The 16,448-nt window shown below is 47.3% G+C and carries 25 protein-coding genes; 2 read left to right on the top strand and 23 right to left on the bottom strand.

What is annotated here, in order from left to right:
* Window positions 1-9: 9 nt before the first annotated feature.
* From DW915_RS05895 to DW915_RS05820, 16 genes are all read right to left on the bottom strand, one after another.
* Entirely contained in the window at window positions 10-195 is a 186-nt protein-coding gene (locus DW915_RS05895; protein WP_022461653.1) for a type Z 30S ribosomal protein S14, read from the bottom strand.
* Window positions 196-211: 16 nt separating this feature from the next.
* Window positions 212-751 carry a 50S ribosomal protein L5 gene (gene rplE / locus DW915_RS05890; protein WP_022461654.1) on the bottom strand — a complete coding sequence of 180 codons (540 nt, stop codon included), beginning with the start codon at window positions 749-751 and terminating at the stop codon, window positions 212-214.
* Between the two features lie 20 nt (window positions 752-771).
* Window positions 772-1,113: a 50S ribosomal protein L24 gene (gene rplX, locus DW915_RS05885; protein ID WP_022461655.1), complete on the bottom strand. Its 342-nt coding sequence runs from the start codon at window positions 1,111-1,113 to the stop codon at window positions 772-774.
* 10 nt (window positions 1,114-1,123) lie between these two features.
* Window positions 1,124-1,492, bottom strand: a complete 369-nt coding sequence (rplN, locus tag DW915_RS05880; RefSeq protein WP_022461656.1) for a 50S ribosomal protein L14 — start codon at window positions 1,490-1,492, stop codon at window positions 1,124-1,126.
* A 35-nt stretch (window positions 1,493-1,527) separates the two neighbouring features.
* A complete protein-coding gene (rpsQ, locus tag DW915_RS05875) occupies window positions 1,528-1,785 on the bottom strand; it encodes a 30S ribosomal protein S17 (protein ID WP_022461657.1) in 258 nt (85 codons plus the stop codon).
* Between the two features lie 16 nt (window positions 1,786-1,801).
* On the bottom strand, window positions 1,802-2,011 hold the full coding sequence (rpmC, locus tag DW915_RS05870; RefSeq protein ID WP_022461658.1) for a 50S ribosomal protein L29: 210 nt from the start codon (window positions 2,009-2,011) through the stop codon (window positions 1,802-1,804).
* A complete protein-coding gene (gene rplP / locus DW915_RS05865) occupies window positions 2,001-2,438 on the bottom strand; it encodes a 50S ribosomal protein L16 (RefSeq protein ID WP_022461659.1) in 438 nt (145 codons plus the stop codon). Before rplP ends, rpmC begins: the two co-directional genes overlap by 11 nt.
* A 2-nt stretch (window positions 2,439-2,440) precedes the next feature.
* Window positions 2,441-3,097: a 30S ribosomal protein S3 gene (gene rpsC / locus DW915_RS05860; RefSeq protein ID WP_022461660.1), complete on the bottom strand. Its 657-nt coding sequence runs from the start codon at window positions 3,095-3,097 to the stop codon at window positions 2,441-2,443.
* A gap of 12 nt (window positions 3,098-3,109) precedes the next feature.
* A complete protein-coding gene (rplV, locus tag DW915_RS05855; protein ID WP_022461661.1) occupies window positions 3,110-3,496 on the bottom strand; it encodes a 50S ribosomal protein L22 in 387 nt (128 codons plus the stop codon).
* A 33-nt stretch (window positions 3,497-3,529) separates the two neighbouring features.
* On the bottom strand, window positions 3,530-3,811 hold the full coding sequence (gene rpsS, locus DW915_RS05850; protein ID WP_022461662.1) for a 30S ribosomal protein S19: 282 nt from the start codon (window positions 3,809-3,811) through the stop codon (window positions 3,530-3,532).
* Window positions 3,812-3,822: 11 nt separating this feature from the next.
* Entirely contained in the window at window positions 3,823-4,668 is an 846-nt protein-coding gene (gene rplB / locus DW915_RS05845; RefSeq protein WP_055266980.1) for a 50S ribosomal protein L2, read from the bottom strand.
* A gap of 61 nt (window positions 4,669-4,729) precedes the next feature.
* Entirely contained in the window at window positions 4,730-5,029 is a 300-nt protein-coding gene (gene rplW / locus DW915_RS05840; protein ID WP_022461664.1) for a 50S ribosomal protein L23, read from the bottom strand.
* Window positions 5,029-5,649: a 50S ribosomal protein L4 gene (gene rplD / locus DW915_RS05835; protein WP_022461665.1), complete on the bottom strand. Its 621-nt coding sequence runs from the start codon at window positions 5,647-5,649 to the stop codon at window positions 5,029-5,031. The genes rplW and rplD overlap by 1 nt, the downstream gene beginning before the upstream one ends.
* A gap of 26 nt (window positions 5,650-5,675) precedes the next feature.
* A complete protein-coding gene (gene rplC / locus DW915_RS05830) occupies window positions 5,676-6,311 on the bottom strand; it encodes a 50S ribosomal protein L3 (RefSeq protein ID WP_022461666.1) in 636 nt (211 codons plus the stop codon).
* Between the two features lie 193 nt (window positions 6,312-6,504).
* The gene (gene rpsJ / locus DW915_RS05825; RefSeq protein ID WP_022461667.1) at window positions 6,505-6,822 is read right to left on the bottom strand and encodes a 30S ribosomal protein S10; all 318 of its coding nucleotides are present in this window, start codon (window positions 6,820-6,822) and stop codon (window positions 6,505-6,507) included.
* A 504-nt stretch (window positions 6,823-7,326) separates the two neighbouring features.
* Entirely contained in the window at window positions 7,327-8,379 is a 1,053-nt protein-coding gene (locus DW915_RS05820) for a hypothetical protein (RefSeq protein ID WP_118741772.1), read from the bottom strand.
* Between the two features lie 187 nt (window positions 8,380-8,566).
* Here DW915_RS05820 and DW915_RS05815 point away from each other — a divergent pair, with 187 nt between their 5' ends.
* Window positions 8,567-9,322, top strand: a complete 756-nt coding sequence (locus DW915_RS05815) for a GNAT family N-acetyltransferase (RefSeq protein ID WP_118741771.1) — start codon at window positions 8,567-8,569, stop codon at window positions 9,320-9,322.
* Between the two features lie 99 nt (window positions 9,323-9,421).
* Here DW915_RS05815 and DW915_RS05810 read toward each other — a convergent pair whose 3' ends face one another.
* The 5 genes from DW915_RS05810 to mtaB all read right to left on the bottom strand — a co-directional run bounded on the left by DW915_RS05810 (window position 9,422) and on the right by mtaB (window position 14,048).
* A complete protein-coding gene (locus DW915_RS05810) occupies window positions 9,422-9,685 on the bottom strand; it encodes an HPr family phosphocarrier protein (protein ID WP_022461839.1) in 264 nt (87 codons plus the stop codon).
* Complete coding sequence (gene whiA / locus DW915_RS05805) at window positions 9,682-10,620, bottom strand: DNA-binding protein WhiA (RefSeq protein ID WP_118741770.1); 939 nt, start codon at window positions 10,618-10,620, stop codon at window positions 9,682-9,684. The genes DW915_RS05810 and whiA overlap by 4 nt, the downstream gene beginning before the upstream one ends.
* Before the next feature lie 10 nt (window positions 10,621-10,630).
* Window positions 10,631-11,512: an RNase adapter RapZ gene (gene rapZ, locus DW915_RS05800; RefSeq protein WP_055227737.1), complete on the bottom strand. Its 882-nt coding sequence runs from the start codon at window positions 11,510-11,512 to the stop codon at window positions 10,631-10,633.
* A 29-nt stretch (window positions 11,513-11,541) separates the two neighbouring features.
* Entirely contained in the window at window positions 11,542-12,453 is a 912-nt protein-coding gene (gene murB, locus DW915_RS05795) for a UDP-N-acetylmuramate dehydrogenase (RefSeq protein ID WP_373141650.1), read from the bottom strand.
* 260 nt (window positions 12,454-12,713) lie between these two features.
* The gene (gene mtaB / locus DW915_RS05790; RefSeq protein ID WP_118741769.1) at window positions 12,714-14,048 is read right to left on the bottom strand and encodes a tRNA (N(6)-L-threonylcarbamoyladenosine(37)-C(2))-methylthiotransferase MtaB; all 1,335 of its coding nucleotides are present in this window, start codon (window positions 14,046-14,048) and stop codon (window positions 12,714-12,716) included.
* A gap of 162 nt (window positions 14,049-14,210) precedes the next feature.
* On the opposite strand from mtaB, the gene DW915_RS05785 reads away from it, so the two are divergent.
* A complete protein-coding gene (locus tag DW915_RS05785) occupies window positions 14,211-14,444 on the top strand; it encodes an HPr family phosphocarrier protein (protein WP_022461844.1) in 234 nt (77 codons plus the stop codon).
* Window positions 14,445-14,578: 134 nt separating this feature from the next.
* On the opposite strand, the gene thiI is transcribed toward DW915_RS05785, so the two are convergent.
* Window positions 14,579-15,757 carry a tRNA uracil 4-sulfurtransferase ThiI gene (gene thiI / locus DW915_RS05780; protein ID WP_082424694.1) on the bottom strand — a complete coding sequence of 393 codons (1,179 nt, stop codon included), beginning with the start codon at window positions 15,755-15,757 and terminating at the stop codon, window positions 14,579-14,581.
* A 9-nt stretch (window positions 15,758-15,766) separates the two neighbouring features.
* Entirely contained in the window at window positions 15,767-16,423 is a 657-nt protein-coding gene (gene thyX / locus DW915_RS05775; RefSeq protein ID WP_118741768.1) for an FAD-dependent thymidylate synthase, read from the bottom strand.
* Window positions 16,424-16,448 lie beyond the last annotated feature (25 nt).

The following is a 16,448-nucleotide window of genomic DNA, read 5'->3' as shown; positions in this document are numbered from 1 at the left end:
TCTAAAATTTTACCAACTAGCTTTCTTAACGCCAGGAATCTGGCCTTTGTATGCTAATTCACGGAAGCAGATTCTGCAGATTCCGTATTTTCTTAAATATGCGTGTGGACGGCCACAAATTCTGCAACGATTGTATTCTCTTGTAGAGAATTTAGCTTTGCGCTGCTGTTTGATTTTCATTGCTGTTTTAGCCATGAATCAATTCCTCCTATTACTTTGCGAATGGCATGTTGAATAATGTCAGTAATTCACGAGCTTCTTCATCTGTGTTAGCAGTGGTAACGAAGATAATGTCCATACCTCTGACTTTATCAACTTTATCATACTCGATCTCTGGGAAAATCAGCTGCTCTTTGATACCAAGAGCATAGTTTCCTCTGCCATCGAAAGCGTTCGGATTTACGCCGCGGAAGTCACGTACACGAGGCAGTGCCAGGTTGATCAGGCGGTCTGCGAACTCGTACATTTTCTCGCCACGAAGGGTAACTTTGCATCCGATCGGCATACCCTCACGGATTTTAAAGTTTGCTACGGAATTTTTCGCTTTGGTGGTAACTGCTTTCTGTCCGGTGATAGCTTCCATATCACTGATTGCAGCGTCCAGAAGTTTAGCGTTCTCCTTAGCTTCACCAACACCCATGTTGATTACGATTTTGGAGAGCTTCGGCACTTCCATCACGTTTTTGTATCCAAATTTTTTGGTCATTGCATCAACGATCTGCTCGTTGTAAAGATCTTTCAGTCTACTCACGGTTTTGCCTCCTCTCTTCCTTAATCAATTACTGCGCCGTTCAGCTCTTTTGCTTTTGCAACGCGGGTTCTAACAGCTTTTGTTTTGCCGTTTTTCTCAACCATCTCAACTTTGATTCCAACGCGGGTCGGAACTCCTTTTACAACCAGCATTACGTTGGATGCATCGATAGGAGCTTCTTTGTTAACGATTCCGCCCTGCTGATTGCTCATAGACGGTTTCTCATGCTTTGTAATCATGTTTACGCCTTCAACAACAACACGGTTGTTTTTTACGTCAACGCTGACTACTTTGCCGGTTTTGTCTTTATCTTTGCCGGCGATTACCTTTACGGTATCGCCTTTTTTAATCTTCATTGACATAGCTGTCCTCCTATAATACTTCCGGAGCTAAGGAAACAATCTTCATGAACTGTTTCTCACGAAGCTCTCTGGCTACTGGTCCAAAAATACGGGTTCCTTTTGGAGTTTTGTCATCTTTGATAATAACTGCTGCGTTCTCATCAAATTTGATGTAAGAACCGTCTTTACGACGAGCGCCTTTTACGCTTCTTACAACAACAGCTTTTACTACGTCACCTTTTTTAACAACGCCGCCTGGTGTTGCATCTTTGACCGAAGCAACGATTACATCACCAATGTTGGCATATCTTCTTGTAGAACCGCCCATAACACGAATGCATAAGATTTCTTTTGCACCGGTGTTGTCAGCGACTTTCAGTCTAGTTTCCTGCTGAATCATGCTGGTATTCCTCCTTTAGCATTCTGATCTCTTATTTATTTCGCTTTCTCAACGATCTCCACAAGTCTCCATCTCTTATCTTTGGATAAAGGTCTTGTTTCCATAACTCGTACGGTATCACCTACATGGCACTCGTTGTTTGCATCGTGTGCTTTCAGCTTATATGTGCTTTTTACAATTTTCTTGTACAGAGGATGTTTTACATGGTCTTCGATGGCAACCACGATAGTCTTATCCATCTTATCGCTGACAACTTTGCCCACGCGAGTTTTTCTAAGATTTCTTTCTTCCACGATATTTTCCTCCTAATTACTCAGCTGCGTTTGCCTTCTGGGCAATAACAGTCTGGATTCTTGCAATATTTTTGCGAACCTCTTTGATTCGGCTTGTATTGTCAAGCTGGTTGGTTGCATTCTGGAATCTTAAATTGAAGAGTTCCTTTTTAGCAGCTACTAATTCGTCATTCAGCTCAGCTGCGCTCTTTGTATTTAAATCTTTTACAAATTCGTTAGTTTTCACTGTTATCACCGCCTTCTAAGTCTGCACGAGAAACAACTTTGCATTTACATGGTAACTTATGCATGGCAAGACGTAATGCCTCGCGGGCTGTTTCTTCCGGAACACCTGCGATTTCGAACATTACACGGCCTGGTTTTACTACTGCTACCCAGTACTCCAGAGAACCTTTTCCGGAACCCATTCGGGTTTCAGCCGGCTGTGCGGTTACTGGTTTGTCCGGGAAAATTTTGATCCAAACTTTACCACCACGTTTGATGTAACGTGTCATGGCGATACGGGCTGCCTCGATCTGGTTGGATTTGATCCAGCATGGCTCAAGGGCTACGAGACCAAATTCACCGTAGTTAATTTTGTTTCCTCTGAGGGCTTTACCCTTCATGGAACCACGGAACTGTTTACGACGTTTTACTCTCTTCGGCATTAACATAATTAATTCTCGCTCCCTTCCTTTTTAGTTCTGGTTGGAAGTACTTCGCCATTGTAGATCCATGCTTTTACGCCAACTTTACCGTAAGTGGTATCTGCTTCAGCGAATCCATAATCGATATCGGCACGCAGGGTCTGCAGCGGAATAGTTCCCTCGCTGTAGAACTCGGTACGAGCCATATCAGCTCCACCAAGACGTCCGGATACAGATGTTTTGATTCCCTTAGCGCCAGCTCTCATCGTACGCTGCATGGTAGACTTCATAGCACGACGGAAGGAAATACGGTTTTCCAGCTGTAATGCAATGTTCTCAGCAACGAGCTGTGCATCGCGGTCCGGTCTTTTTACTTCTTTGATATCTACGATAAGCTTTTTGTCAGTCAGTTTCTGAACTTCAGCTTTTACTTTCTCGATCTCTGCTCCGCCTTTACCGATAACAACGCCCGGTTTTGCGGTGTAGATGATAACTTTTACTCTGTCAGATGCTCTTTCGATTTCGATCTTGGAAACACCTGCGCTGTACAGTTTCTTCTTCAGGTATGTGCGGATGTTGTAGTCCTCTACGAGGTTATCTGCGAAATCACCCTCGGCATACCATTTGGAATCCCAGTCTTTAATAACACCGACTCTCAGGCCGTGTGGATTAACTTTCTGTCCCATGACATGTCCTCCTTATTTCTCGTCTAACACAATCGTGATGTGGCTGTTTCTCTTCAGGATTCTGTAAGCTCTGCCCTGTGCTCTCGGATGAATTCTCTTCATGGTCGGAGCCTTGTTAGCGAAGCACTCAGCTACATACAGGTTTTCTCTGGAAAGACCGTTGTTGTTCTCAGCGTTTGCGATTGCGGACTCCAGCAGTTTTTTCACTACGCTGGAGGCATATCTCGGGTTATAAGTTACAATACCAAGTGCGGTTGTTACGTCTTTACCGCGGATTGCATCTAAAACAAATCCAGCTTTCTGCGCAGACATTCTAGCGTAGGATAACTTTGCAGACGGTCTGGTATCTTTGTTAGCATTTCTTGCTCTTTTAATCTGACTTCTATGTCCTTTAGCCATTGCTAAAAAACCTCCTCTCTCAAATCATTCTACTTAGCGGACGCCGGATTTCTTCTCGTCCTTGCCGTGACCTCTGTAGGTTCTGGTTGCTACGAACTCACCGAGTTTGTGTCCAACCATGTCCTCTGTAACGTATACCGGCACATGTTTTCTTCCGTCATGAACAGCGATTGTGTGTCCAACGAATGACGGGAAGATTGTAGAACGACGTGACCAGGTTTTAATGACTGTTTTATCTCCTGAAGCGTTTGCAGCGTCAACTTTCTTTAACAGGCTTTCATCTGCAAATGGTCCTTTTTTTAATGAACGAGACATCGTTTACCTCCTTATTTCGATAAAGCTTTTCCATCGCGTCTTCTTACGATGTACTTGTTAGACTGCTTGTTCTTTGCTCTGGTCTTCAGGCCAAGAGCCGGTTTTCCCCAAGGAGTAGACGGGCCCGGACGTCCGATACCGGTCTTTCCTTCTCCACCACCATGTGGATGGTCATTCGGGTTCATGACAGAACCACGTACAGTCGGGCGGATACCCATGTTACGTTTCCGTCCTGCTTTACCAATGTTGATCAGGCTGTGCTCGCCATTTCCAACAACACCGATGGATGCACGGCAGTTGATCGGAACCATTCTCATCTCTCCAGACGGAAGACGAAGGGTTGCGTATTTGCCTTCTTTAGCCATCAGCTGAGCACCATTACCAGCTGCACGAACAAGCTGTCCGCCTTTGCCTGCATGAAGCTCTACGTTGTGAACCATGGTACCAACCGGAATCTCGGACAGCGGCAGGCAGTTTCCAGGTCTTACCTCGGCAGCAGCGCCGCTCATAACCTTCATGCCAACTTTCAGTCCTTCCGGAGCCAGGATGTATGCTTTCTCGCCGTCTGCATAGCAGATCAGAGCGATGTTTGCTGTTCTGTTCGGATCGTACTCGATCGATTTAACGATTGCCGGAACATCATCTTTTCTTCTCTTGAAGTCGATGATTCTGTATTTTCTTCTGCTTCCGCCTCCGCGGTGTCTTACAGTGATTTTACCCTGGTTGTTACGACCAGCGTTTTTCTTCAGGGACACTACCAGAGATTTCTCCGGTGTGCTCTTCGTGATTTCGTTGAAATCAGAGGAGGTCATGTGTCTTCTGGAAGGTGTATATGGGTTAAAGCTTTTGATTCCCATTACTTTGTTCTCCTTTCATTTCGTATCGCACTTATGTGTGCATATTTCGAACAGCTGCTAATTAAAGTCCTTCGAAGATTTCGATGTCTTTGCTGTCCTCGGTCAGAGCAACGATTGCTTTCTTGCTCTTTGCAGTTTTTCCAACTACCATTCCACGACGTTTGTTCTTTCCGTCCATGTTCATGGTGTTTACGCTTTTTACTTTTGTTCCTTCGAACATTTTCTCAACTGCTTCTTTAATCTGAGATTTGTTTGCTTCCGGGTGAACCATAAATGTGTATTTCTTCTCGCCCATAGCGTTCATGCTCTTCTCAGTTACGATTGGTTTCAGGATTACGTCGTAATATCTGATATCTGCCATTATGCGTACACCTCCTCGATAGATGCAACACTGCTCTTGGTTGCGATGATGGTGTTGTATTTCAGCATGTCGAATACATTGATGGTATTAACAGATGCAGTCTGAACGCCGGCAATATTTCTTGCGGAAAGTGCTACGTTTTCGCTGTCATCTCCGATGATTACCAGTGCGTTGTTTACTTTGAGGTTATCAAGCACTTTCTTCATCTCTTTTGTTTTAACCTCTGCAAGTTTCAGCTCATCAAGAACGATGAATTTGTTCTCCTGAACTTTGCTTGTCAGAACGGATTTTAATGCAGCTCTTTTCTCTTTCTTGTTCATTTTGAAAGAGTAATCTCTTGGTACTGGAGCGAATACAACTCCGCCGCCTGTCCACTGAGGAGCTCTTGTTGAACCCTGTCTTGCGTGACCTGTTCCTTTCTGTCTCCACGGTTTTCTTCCGCCACCGCTTACTTCGGAACGGGTTTTAGCTTTCTGAGTTCCCTGACGATTATTTGCAAGCTGAAGCACTACAGCCTGATGTACCAGATGCTCGTTGATTTCTACACCGAACACTGCATCATTAAGCTCCATGCTGCCAACTTCTTTGCCTTCCATATTTAATACAGATACGTTAGCCATTACGTGTGTTCCTCCTTTCAACGAACTTATTTACCGCATTTTACTGTCTCTTTGATGGTAACCATGGATTTCTTCGGTCCTGGTACAGCACCTTTGACTAACAGTAAATTGTTCTCTACGTCAACTTTTACGATTTCCAGGTTCTGTACGGTGATTTTCTTTCCACCCATCTGTCCTGGCATTCTTTTTCCTTTGAATACCTTACTCGGATCGGAGCAAGCACCATTGGAACCTGCGTGACGATGATATTTGGAACCATGAGCCATAGGTCCTCTGGACTGACCATGTCTCTTGATGGCACCCTGGAATCCTTTACCTTTGCTTGTTGCAGTAGCGTCGATTTTGTCGCCTGCGCCAAAGATATCGGCCTTGATTTCCTGTCCTAATGTATAGGTTTCGGCATCTTCAAATCTGAACTCTTTCAGATATCTCTTGCAGGAAACACCTGCTTTTGCGAACTGGCCTTTCATTGGTTTGTTCACACGGTTTTCTTTCTTCTCGCCGAAGCCTACCTGAATTGCACTGTACCCGTCGTTGTCTGCGGTTTTCACCTGTGTTACAACACACGGACCTGCCTGCAATACAGTTACCGGTACTAAAACACCGTTTTCGTCGAAGATCTGAGTCATTCCGACTTTTGTAGCTAAAATTGCTTTCTTCATTCCTTTTACCTCCTGTTTTATCTACAGCGGAACTTCCTATTATAAAGAAGTTCATTCTAGCGAACAGTTGATATAAGTGGAACACTATGACCCTTAGGGATGTTGATTCCTTCGAATGAGTGTTGCTTCTATATCATCTATTGCTTACTTAATTGATGGCCGGGGGCTGATCCCGGACTTTTTACAGCTGATCTTATTTGTTTTTCATCTTGATGTCGATGTAAACGCCAGCCGGCATTTCCAGTCTTGCTAATGCATCCACTGTTTTCTGGGTAGGTGCGATGATATCAATCAGTCTCTTGTGGGTTCTCTGCTCGAACTGCTCACGGGAATCTTTGTACTTGTGAACTGCACGAAGGATTGTTACTACCTCTTTCTTCGTTGGAAGCGGTACTGGTCCGCTCACCGTTGCTCCGTTCTTCTTTACAGTTTCGATAATTTTCTGTGCAGATGCATCTACTAACTGATGATCATACGCTTTCAGTGTAATTCTCATTACTTGACTTGCCATAAAAAAAGTCGCCTCCTTTTCGCACTTTTACGAGTACGACAAGCGGTGACTGTACACTTACCCGTGTGTGTCCTGATGTTTGCACACGGTCGTTTCCACTCTTACAGGTGGACTTAATTGTGGGTACAGTGACTTGTCGCCAGTTTCTTTAACTTGACATTCGCTCCACGGAAAACCCGCTGTTTCTCAGCGGCAACCTCGCGCTTCAACGCTATCAATGTCACAACAGTTGTTAGTATACAAGAAAGCACGCGAAAAATCAAGGTTTTTTTTTATTTTTTTCGATTTATCCGTTTTTATGCAAAAAGAGAAATACAGGGGTGCCGTGTTGTGCACTTTTCCTATATCTCTCTCTTTTTTGACGTTTTCCAACTATTCAGAGCCCCATCTCGATTCCGCTGCGATGCATCTCGATGTGGCTTCTTGCCATATGAACAAAAAGAAAAGAACGTTCATTCATGCAAGCATGATTCGCGTTCTTTTCGTTCGCATGGCTCTGAATAGTTACAGAATGTCGGAATAATCTAAGATTGTGATGCCGGTTGCAGGATCTTCAATGACTTTCGGGTCATCTCCGGCTGCGTGGGCCTTCTGGAGGAGTTCTTCCGCCGTGTAAACCGGCATGGCAAGTTCGATCGGCTCGGACGGTTCCGGCTCTTCTTCCGGCTCTTCGATGGTTTCTTCAAACTCTTCGATTTCTTCCACAGTTTCCGGCTCTGCAGATTCCGTTTCTTCGGTTTCTTCTGTCACTTCTTCCGCTGTTTCTTCTGCGGCAGCTTCTTCGACAATTTCCGTTTCTTCCACGGCTTCCGGAATTTCTTCGGTTTCTTCTCCTCTTACAAGGTTCTGCAGATCGACGGTATGAAAGGACACCTGCTCCGTTCCTTCTTCTTCCAGATCCGGAATTTCAAATTCGTCCTGTTTCTCTTCTTCTGCCGTTTTCTGGTCGGCTGCTCTCAACTGTTCGGTCATTTCCTGTTCTTCCCGTTTCTTTTTTTCTTCCAGGGCAGCTTTCTTTCTGCTGCGAAGCTCTTCGGACGCTTTCTCATCGTCCTCGTCTTCGTCTTCTTCCTCTTCTTCCTCATCCTCTTCTTCATCACGTTTCCATACCTCGGAAAGGATGAACAGAATGACCAGAAACAGAATGGCAAGTCCGATGATCATGATTCCCTCTCTGCTCTGCGCCGCCATCGACAGAAAGCCGATCACCGGAATCGTGACGATCACTTTGCTCACGGTTGCTCTCACGGTAATTTCCGTCGTGTCTCCACTGATCACATTTTTTACGGATGCGGTTCCGGCAGCGGTGTCGAGGGACTGTATCGTATAGATATACTTTCCGGAATTGTCATCAACCAGGATTTTGTCTCCCGCCGCAACCGATGACGTATCTGTCTTCTTTGCGTACGTGACAGCGCCGCGGGAAATGTTGGTATTTCCCATCCCGTCTGAGACAAGTGTCGTGATGCCGGCAAACGGCGGAATCACCAGTGCGCCTGCTGACAGGATTGCAAGCAGAAGCAGCGTATTCACAATTACCTTCAGTAATTTTGACATATTCAATTCTCCTTGTATTCTCAGTCTTTGCCCCCTATTATAACCCCTTTTCTTCGATTATGCAAGAAAACGTTACGCATCGTGCCCCGGCCGCCCGGTTCCGCGTGCCGAATTTTTCGATTTTTTCTTGAAGATCCGTCCTGTTTCTTCTATACTATATACATAACCAAAGGGGGAATACTTTCATATGAATACACTGATCAAAACCATCGAAGATCTTTCCCTGAACGCATGGCCGTCTCACCAGATCGAGCTGTACGACGGATGGATTCTTCGTTTTTCTTATTTTTATACACACCGGACCAACAGCGTCGAGCAGATCGGGCCGTCCACGATTCCGGTGGAAGAAAAAGTGCAGTACTGTGAGGAGATCTACCGTCGCTGGGGTACACCGGCAATTTTCAAGATCAGTCCGCTTGTCAATCCCGGCTTTGATGCAATGCTCGCCGACCGCGGCTATGTAGTCCAGCACACGACGCACGTCATGACAATGGATCTGGCGAACTTTGCCAAAAAGGCTCCTGCCGTTGCCGTGACCGTCAGCAGCTTTATCCCGCCGAAATGGATTGACAGCCTCTTTGCTTTAAAGAGCACGACGAACGTGATGCACCGCATGGTCGTTCCTTCGATGTACCGCGCCATTCCAAAAGAAACCATCTGTACCTCCATCCAGGATGAAACCGGAACGATCATTGCCACCGGCCTTGGCATCCGCGACCGCGATTACGTCGGTGTCTATGCCATCCATGTGCATCCTGCGTACCGCCACCGCCACTACGCTTCCTCGATCTGCCGTACAATCCTCTCCGAGGGAATCCGGCTCGGCGCAACGAAAGCGTATCTTCAGGTTGTCGAGGGAAACACACCTGCGATCACACTGTATGAATCGCTCGGTTTTTCCTATCTCTATACCTACTGGTTCCGCGCGAAGAACGTGGTCTGATTTTCGTCTGATTTCACATAAAAAAGCATAGCAAAACGGCATGTCAAAATTTTCTGACATGCCGTTTTGCTCTATGTTTATGCTATAAGTGCAGTAAGATTATTCAGCAAAAGGACTGCTTAAATATTTTTCAACGCCGTCCATGGCTTCGCTCTCGTCTTTTCCGTTTGCGGTCACGGTAACTTCCTCGCCATTGTCCAGACCAAGTGTCATCATACCCATAATGCTCTTCGCATTTACTTTTTTTCTGCCGCTCTCGACGTAGATTTCACTTTCGTACTGGCTCGCTACCTGTACCAGCATGGCAACTGGTCTCGCCTCCAGGCCGCTTGAAAGACGAATTGTGATTGGTTTCTTAATCATAATACTTCTCCTCCTTGTTTCCTTCGCAAATCTTCTGCAATCTCTTTTAGTTTCCTTAATCTATGATTAACTCCGGATTTACCAACAACCGGCGTTAACATCTTGCCCAGTTCCAGAAGCGATGCTTCCGGGTATTGTAAGCGGAGCCTTGCCATCTGCTCCAGCGGTTCCGGCAGAGAAGAAAAGCCTGTGGTTTCTTCGATATACCGGATATCTTCGATCTGGCGGATCGCCGCGCTGACCGTTTTGTTGATGTTGGCAGTTTCACAGTTCACCTTTCGGTTGATACTGCCGCGCATTTCTTTTAAGATCCGCACGTTTTCCAGATTCATAAGGGCGATGTTGGCTTCCATGATGCCAAGCATCTCCACAATCTGTGCGCCTTCTTTCATATAAACCACATGGTGGTTTTTCCGGAGAACGATCCGTGCATCAATTCCAAAGCTTTTCAGAAGTTCCTGCACCTGTTCTGCTCTCGGCGCATCGGGGCAGACAATTTCGAGATGGTAAAACCGGTTGGGATCGCTGATGGAACCGGACGCTAAAAATGCGCCCCGCAGAAATGCCCGTTTGCAGCACTGACGCTGTACCACAACAGCCGGAATCGGCATTGTTAACTGCCGGTCTGTCTCGTGTAACTTCACTGCCTGCAGAATCTGACGGGTTTCTTCCCTGTCATTTACGCGGATCAGATACGTATTTTCCTTCTGATTCAGCTTAACTGCAAGCTCTGCCTCTATATTAAATGTTTTTTTCAATAAAGTAAAGTACTTTCTTGCCACATACGCATTCTCTGTCTGAATCCGTATCGTCCCGTCCTTCTCGGAAATCTGTCCGCAGAGTGACAGGATCGCCGCTGTTTCCGCAATCTGGCAGTGGCGTGCCGTCGGAAGATGTCTCGATAATTCCTCTTTTACCTCGCTTGAGAATGACATCCTTCCACCTCTAAATTCCTTTTCGGATGGCGTCTTTTTCCAGATCCCGGTGCTCAATCCGGATTCCATAGTCCTTCGCGTTGGAAAGACGCCGGTACAGCTCGTTGGCAAGGGTTACGGAACGGTGTTTTCCACCGGTGCAGCCGATGCTGATAATGAGCTGATGCTTGCCCTCGGAAATATAATTCGGAATCAGAAAACGGATCATATCCTCTAATTTTTCCGCAAACACCTGCGCTGTCTCAAATCCCATCACATAATCCCGCACCGGAGCATCGTTGCCGGAGAGCGGGCGCATGCCTTCTACGTAGTAGGGATTCGGCAGGAACCGCACATCGAAAACAAGGTCCGAATCCGCCGGGATTCCGTATTTGAATCCAAATGAGAGCACAGTGATCATCAGATTTTTGAATTTCTGATCCTGCACGAAAATCTTATCGAGCTCCGCTTTCAGCTCTCTTGTGAGAAGCTGGCTCGTATCGAGAATGTAGTCCGCATCTTTTTTCAGGAACTCAAGTGCTTTGCGCTCTTTTCTAATTCCCTCATCCACCCGTCCAAGACCTGCCAGCGGGTGCGTTCTTCTCGTCTCTTTGTATCGTTTGACCAGCACGTCATCGGACGCGTCCAGAAACAGGATCTCATAGCAGATTCCGTTGATGCTCATCCACTCCAGAACACTCTGCAGGTCCGGGAGCGCCTGGCCGCTTCGGATATCGATTCCGACTGCCACTTTCTGGATTTCTCCGGAAGTACCGTCGGCGGTAAGCTGTGCAAATTTTTCAACCAGCGGGATCGGAAGGTTATCGACGCAGAAATATTCCGCGTCCTCCAGCATTTTCAACGCTGTACTTTTTCCCGCACCGGACATGCCGGTCACAATTACAAAACGCATGTTTTTTCTCCTTTGGTGGATAACGAAAATCAGAATTCCCCGAGGAACTGGATTTCCGGCTCAAGCTGTACGCCAAACTGTTCTTTTACTTTTGCCTGGATCTGACGGATCAGTTCCATCACATCCGATGCGGTTGCACCGCCTGCATTGATCAGAAAGCCGCAGTGTTTTTCCGATACTTTTGCACCGCCGACTGCGTAGCCGGAAAATCCGGCATCCATCACAAGCTTGCCTGCAAAATAGCCTTCCGGCCGCTTGAATGCGCTGCCGGCGCTCGGATACTCGAGCGGCTGTTTCTCTACCCGCTTGTTTTTCAATTCCTGCATGCGGGCAAGAATTTCTTCTTTATCTCCCGGAACAAGCATAAGTTCTGCTCCAAGTACGACGTAGCCTCTGTCTTTGATGACGCTGGCACGGTAGCCGAAGCCGAGCTCTTCTTTTTCCAGTTCCCGGATCTCACCTTCTCTTGTGAGTACAGTGACATTCTGTACAATATCCTTCATCTCTCCGCCGTAGGCTCCCGCGTTCATACGGACGCCGCCGCCTAAAGTTCCAGGGATTCCGGAGGCAAACTCCATACCGGAAAGACCGGCTTCTCTTGCCGCCCGGCTGATGGATACGAGCATGCTTCCAGCTTTCGCCCGGATTCTGTTTCCTTCCACTTCGATTCCCTGAAAGTTTTTGTAAACCGAAAGAATCACACCGTGGTAGCCCTCGTCACTTACAACGAGATTGCTGCCGTTTCCGGTGACGAACCACGGGATCTCTTTTTCTTCGCAGAGAGCCACGATTTTTCTAATTTCTTCTTCTGTATGAGGAGCGACGAAATAATCTGCCGGACCGCCCACACGGAAGGTCGTATGATTTTTCATCGGTTCTGCGGTCTGTACCGCATCTTCCCCTGCAATTGCATAAAGTTCTCTGACAATCTCTTCTTTGATCACGATTTTTACCCTTTGCCGCATCTGCGGCCGAACATTTCATTACGAATTACTACGAATTACAGATTATACTTTTTAGACGCGAAAGCAGCCGACATCCCTCACTTCTTCGTTCGTTCTGCCAGCCGCTGTTTTTCTTCTTCGTCTGCCCGCCTTTTTGCAGGCTCACGGGGTATTCTACCACGAACCCTCAAAAAGTGCAACGAACTTTTTCGTTCCGGCTCTTTTTTCTATCAGATCTTCCGGATCAGTATCATTTCCTACATCAGACAGTCTTTTCCATGGATTCTCGCCGGGGTGACAAGCACCATCTGATTCATGAGATTTTCTTCTGAAAGAACAGCAACGCGCAGATATTCTCTCGTGTGTCCCGTCCAGTAACGGACGCCGTCGATCTCGACTTCTTCTTCCATGAGCACTTCCAGCTCTTTTCCGAGGAAGCCTTCCATATATTCCTGTCTCCGTCTCTCGTCCAGTTCCAGCAGAACGTGGCTGCGCTTCGTCTTCTCCTGCTCCGGAATCTGGCCTGCCATCGCTGCGGCGCGGGTGCCTTCTCTTCTCGAATACTTGAAGATGTGAGTCTCGAAGAAATGAATGTCCTCGACAAAGGCGCGCGACTCTTCAAACTCCTCCTCACTCTCCTGCGGGAAACCGACAATCACATCGGTCGTCAGCGCCGGATTTCCATATACCTTACGCAGCAGATCGCATTTGTGTTTGTATTCTTCTGCGGTATATTTCCGGTTCATCCGCTTCAGTGTTCCATTGCTTCCGCTCTGCAGCGAAAGATGGAAATGCGGGCACACCTTCGGCATTGCGGCGATCGCCTCTGCAAACTCTTCGGTGATGATGCCCGGCTCCAGGGATCCGAGACGGATTCTTCTGATGCCGTCCACTGCATCAACAGCGCGGATCAGGTCGAGCAGCGTCTCTTTTTCGCCCTCCGGGAAATCGAGTCCGTAGGAGGAAAGGTGGATACCGGTCAGCACGACTTCCTGGTATCCAGCCTCCACCAGACGTTTTACTTCTTCTACCACATCACTCTGGCGGCGGCTTCTGACTCTGCCGCGCGCGTACGGGATAATACAATAAGTACAGAACTGATTGCATCCATCCTGTACTTTCAGGAATGCTCGGGTGTGCTCCGCCGTTTTGCTGATCGAGAGTGTCTCGTACTCACGGTTGTGTGTCATATCCACGAGGAAGCTCTTACACTCCGCGTCGGATGGTTTTCCACCATCCTCACGTTCTGCCAGAAAGTTTTCCAGAATATCCACAAGATCTTTCTTCTTATTATTTCCGATGATCAGATCAATCGCCGTATCCTCTTCGAGTTTTTCCCCAGCCGCCTGCACATAACAGCCGCAGGCCACGACAACCGCATCGGGATTCATCTTTTTCGCTTTGTGCAGCATCTGCCGCGATTTCCGGTCCGCAATGTTCGTCACGGTACACGTATTGATAATGTAAACATCCGCTCCCGGTGCAAAAGGCACGATCTCGTACCCTCTGTCTTCGAGGAGCTGCTGGATGGCTTCCAGCTCATATGCGTTCACTTTACACCCAAGATTATGCAAAGCTACCGTTTTTTTCATGCCATACTCCTTTCTTCTTCATCTTTATTATTAAAAATCACGAAGATTCCACTTTATCTTTGTATGTTTTCGCATTGACTTTTTCCCCTCCAAACGGTAAGATAAAGCTGTTAAATGAGGGTAATAAATAATGTTAACCAAATAACAGGGAGGATTACAAACATGAAAACAGTACAGATTTCTCTTAATTCTATCGACAAAGTAAAATCTTTCGTCAACGACATTTCCAAATTCGATTTTGATTTCGATCTGGTATCCGGAAGATACGTAATCGACGCAAAATCCATCATGGGAATCTTCAGTCTCGACCTTTCCAAACCGATCGACCTGAACGTCCATGCTGATGGAGATGCTCTTCAGACCGTACTTGATGTTCTTGCTCCGTACATTGTATAATTACGATAGAACATAAGGGCCGCGCACTCGCCGCGGCTCTTTTTTTGTCTTTGTTTATCATCAGGACCGGATCTTGTTTTTCAGAACCCCCAAAACAAGATCCGGCCTTTTTTGTTCTTTAAAGCAAGTTTTCCTTAGCAGACCTCGATCGTCTCTGCGGTAGAAACTGCGCGTTCCATCATCTCATCGATCACGTCGTCCAGATGGCGCTCGGAGCATTTGATGACATTCAGGTTCGGTTTTGTCACCGGATGCTTTGCAACGAAGATCGTGCAGCAGTCCTCATACGGCAGAACGGATGTCTCGTACGTACCGATTTTTTCGGAAATATCGACGATCTCCTGTTTGTCGAAACCGATCAGCGGACGGAAGACCGGCATGGTGCAGACTTCGTTGGTAACGGCAAGGGAATGCATCGTCTGGCTTGCCACCTGTCCGATACTCTCTCCGGTGATCAGGCCAAGGCATTTGTCCTGACGTGCAAACGCTTCTGCGATCTTCATCATATAACGGCGCATGATGATGGTCAGCTCGTCGTGCGGGCATTTTTCGTAGATTGCAAGCTGGATCTCGGTGAAGTTGACCACATGCAGACGGATCGGGCCGCTGTAGCGTGCAACGAGTTTTGCAAGATCCACAACCTTCTGTTTGGCTCTCTCGCTGGTGTACGGCGGAGCGTGGAAGTAAACGGCATCAATCTTAACACCGCGTTTTGCGATCATGTATCCGGCAACCGGGCTGTCGATACCGCCGGAAAGCAGCAGCATGGCCTGTCCGTTTGTGCCGACCGGCATACCGCCAGGGCCTGCGATGCTCTCGCAGTACAGATAAATCTTCTGACGCAGCTCGACGTTCAGATAGATATCCGGCTCGTGAACGTCTACTTTGAGATTTGGGCAGACATCGAGGATGCGGCCGCCCAGCTCGCAGTTGACTTCCATCGTGTGCATCGGATAGTTTTTATTGGCACGGCGTGCGCATACTTTAAAGGTTTTCTCCTCGGTCGGATACAGCTCTTTCACGTAGGAAACCACAGCCTCTGCCAGATCTTCAAAGCCGGTGTCCTCTAAAATGACAACCGGGCAGATCTCGGCGATACCGAAGACTCTTGTCAGCGCGTCAACAGCGCCCTCATAATCAAAGTCTCCTTCGGTGTTGACATAGATTCGTCCCATCTCACGGGTGACCTGGAAATTTCCGTCTACCGGGGCAAGCGCGTGCTCCATTTGTACGCAGAGCGCTTTCTCGAACAGATGACGGTTCTTTCCTTTAATACCGATCTCGGCATATTTTACCAGAAATGCTTTGTACATCATCGTTTTTTATTCTCCTTTTTTCTCAGCCAGATCGCGGAAGAACAGAGGATATTCCTCAGAAAATTTCTTCAGGATCAGGTCAGATACCTGACGCATCTGCGGATGTGCGGCGTTGGCGCTTCTCAGCTTGATAAAGTGGCGCCACTCTCTTAAGTTCATGGTCATGACGATCTCGGTTTTCAGGGAGTTCGGAAGAATGCTTCTTGCCTCCTCCGGCTTTGCACCGAGTTCGAGCATCTGGAAGTAATACTGCTCTGCAGCTTCCATTGCCTTCTGCCATACCTCATATTTTTTACGGTCGTTTTCGTCGTTCAGATCATAGGAAAATCCGGTTGCCAGGTCGATGCATGTGATCTGGTTTCCGAATTTATCTTTCGAATAGTTGCAGTAGCGGGTGCTCTCCTGGCTGTAGCTTGCGATACGGTGGCGGACGATCTCATGGGTCACGCCGCGGTCGCACGTTACTTTTACGGTGATGGAACCGTGCTCAATGACAGATTCGTGGCCGCGTTTGATGATGCCTGCGATGAATTTCTCTGCAGTGCCTTCTCCAATGCGCTCCTCGCTCTTGTAGCAGACTCTTCCGATTTTCTCGATCCGGCGCAGCATGTCCTCGTAGGATTCCGTGCTCAGGATTTCAATTTCCGGCTGTATTGTAATCATGTTTTTTCCTCTTTCTATAATGATA

The organism is Blautia sp. AM42-2 (assembly GCF_003480245.1).
Classification (GTDB): domain Bacteria; phylum Bacillota; class Clostridia; order Lachnospirales; family Lachnospiraceae; genus Fusicatenibacter; species Fusicatenibacter saccharivorans.
The sequence above is the reverse complement of the archived record's forward strand: the minus strand, read 5'-3'. Positions and strand labels throughout refer to the sequence as shown.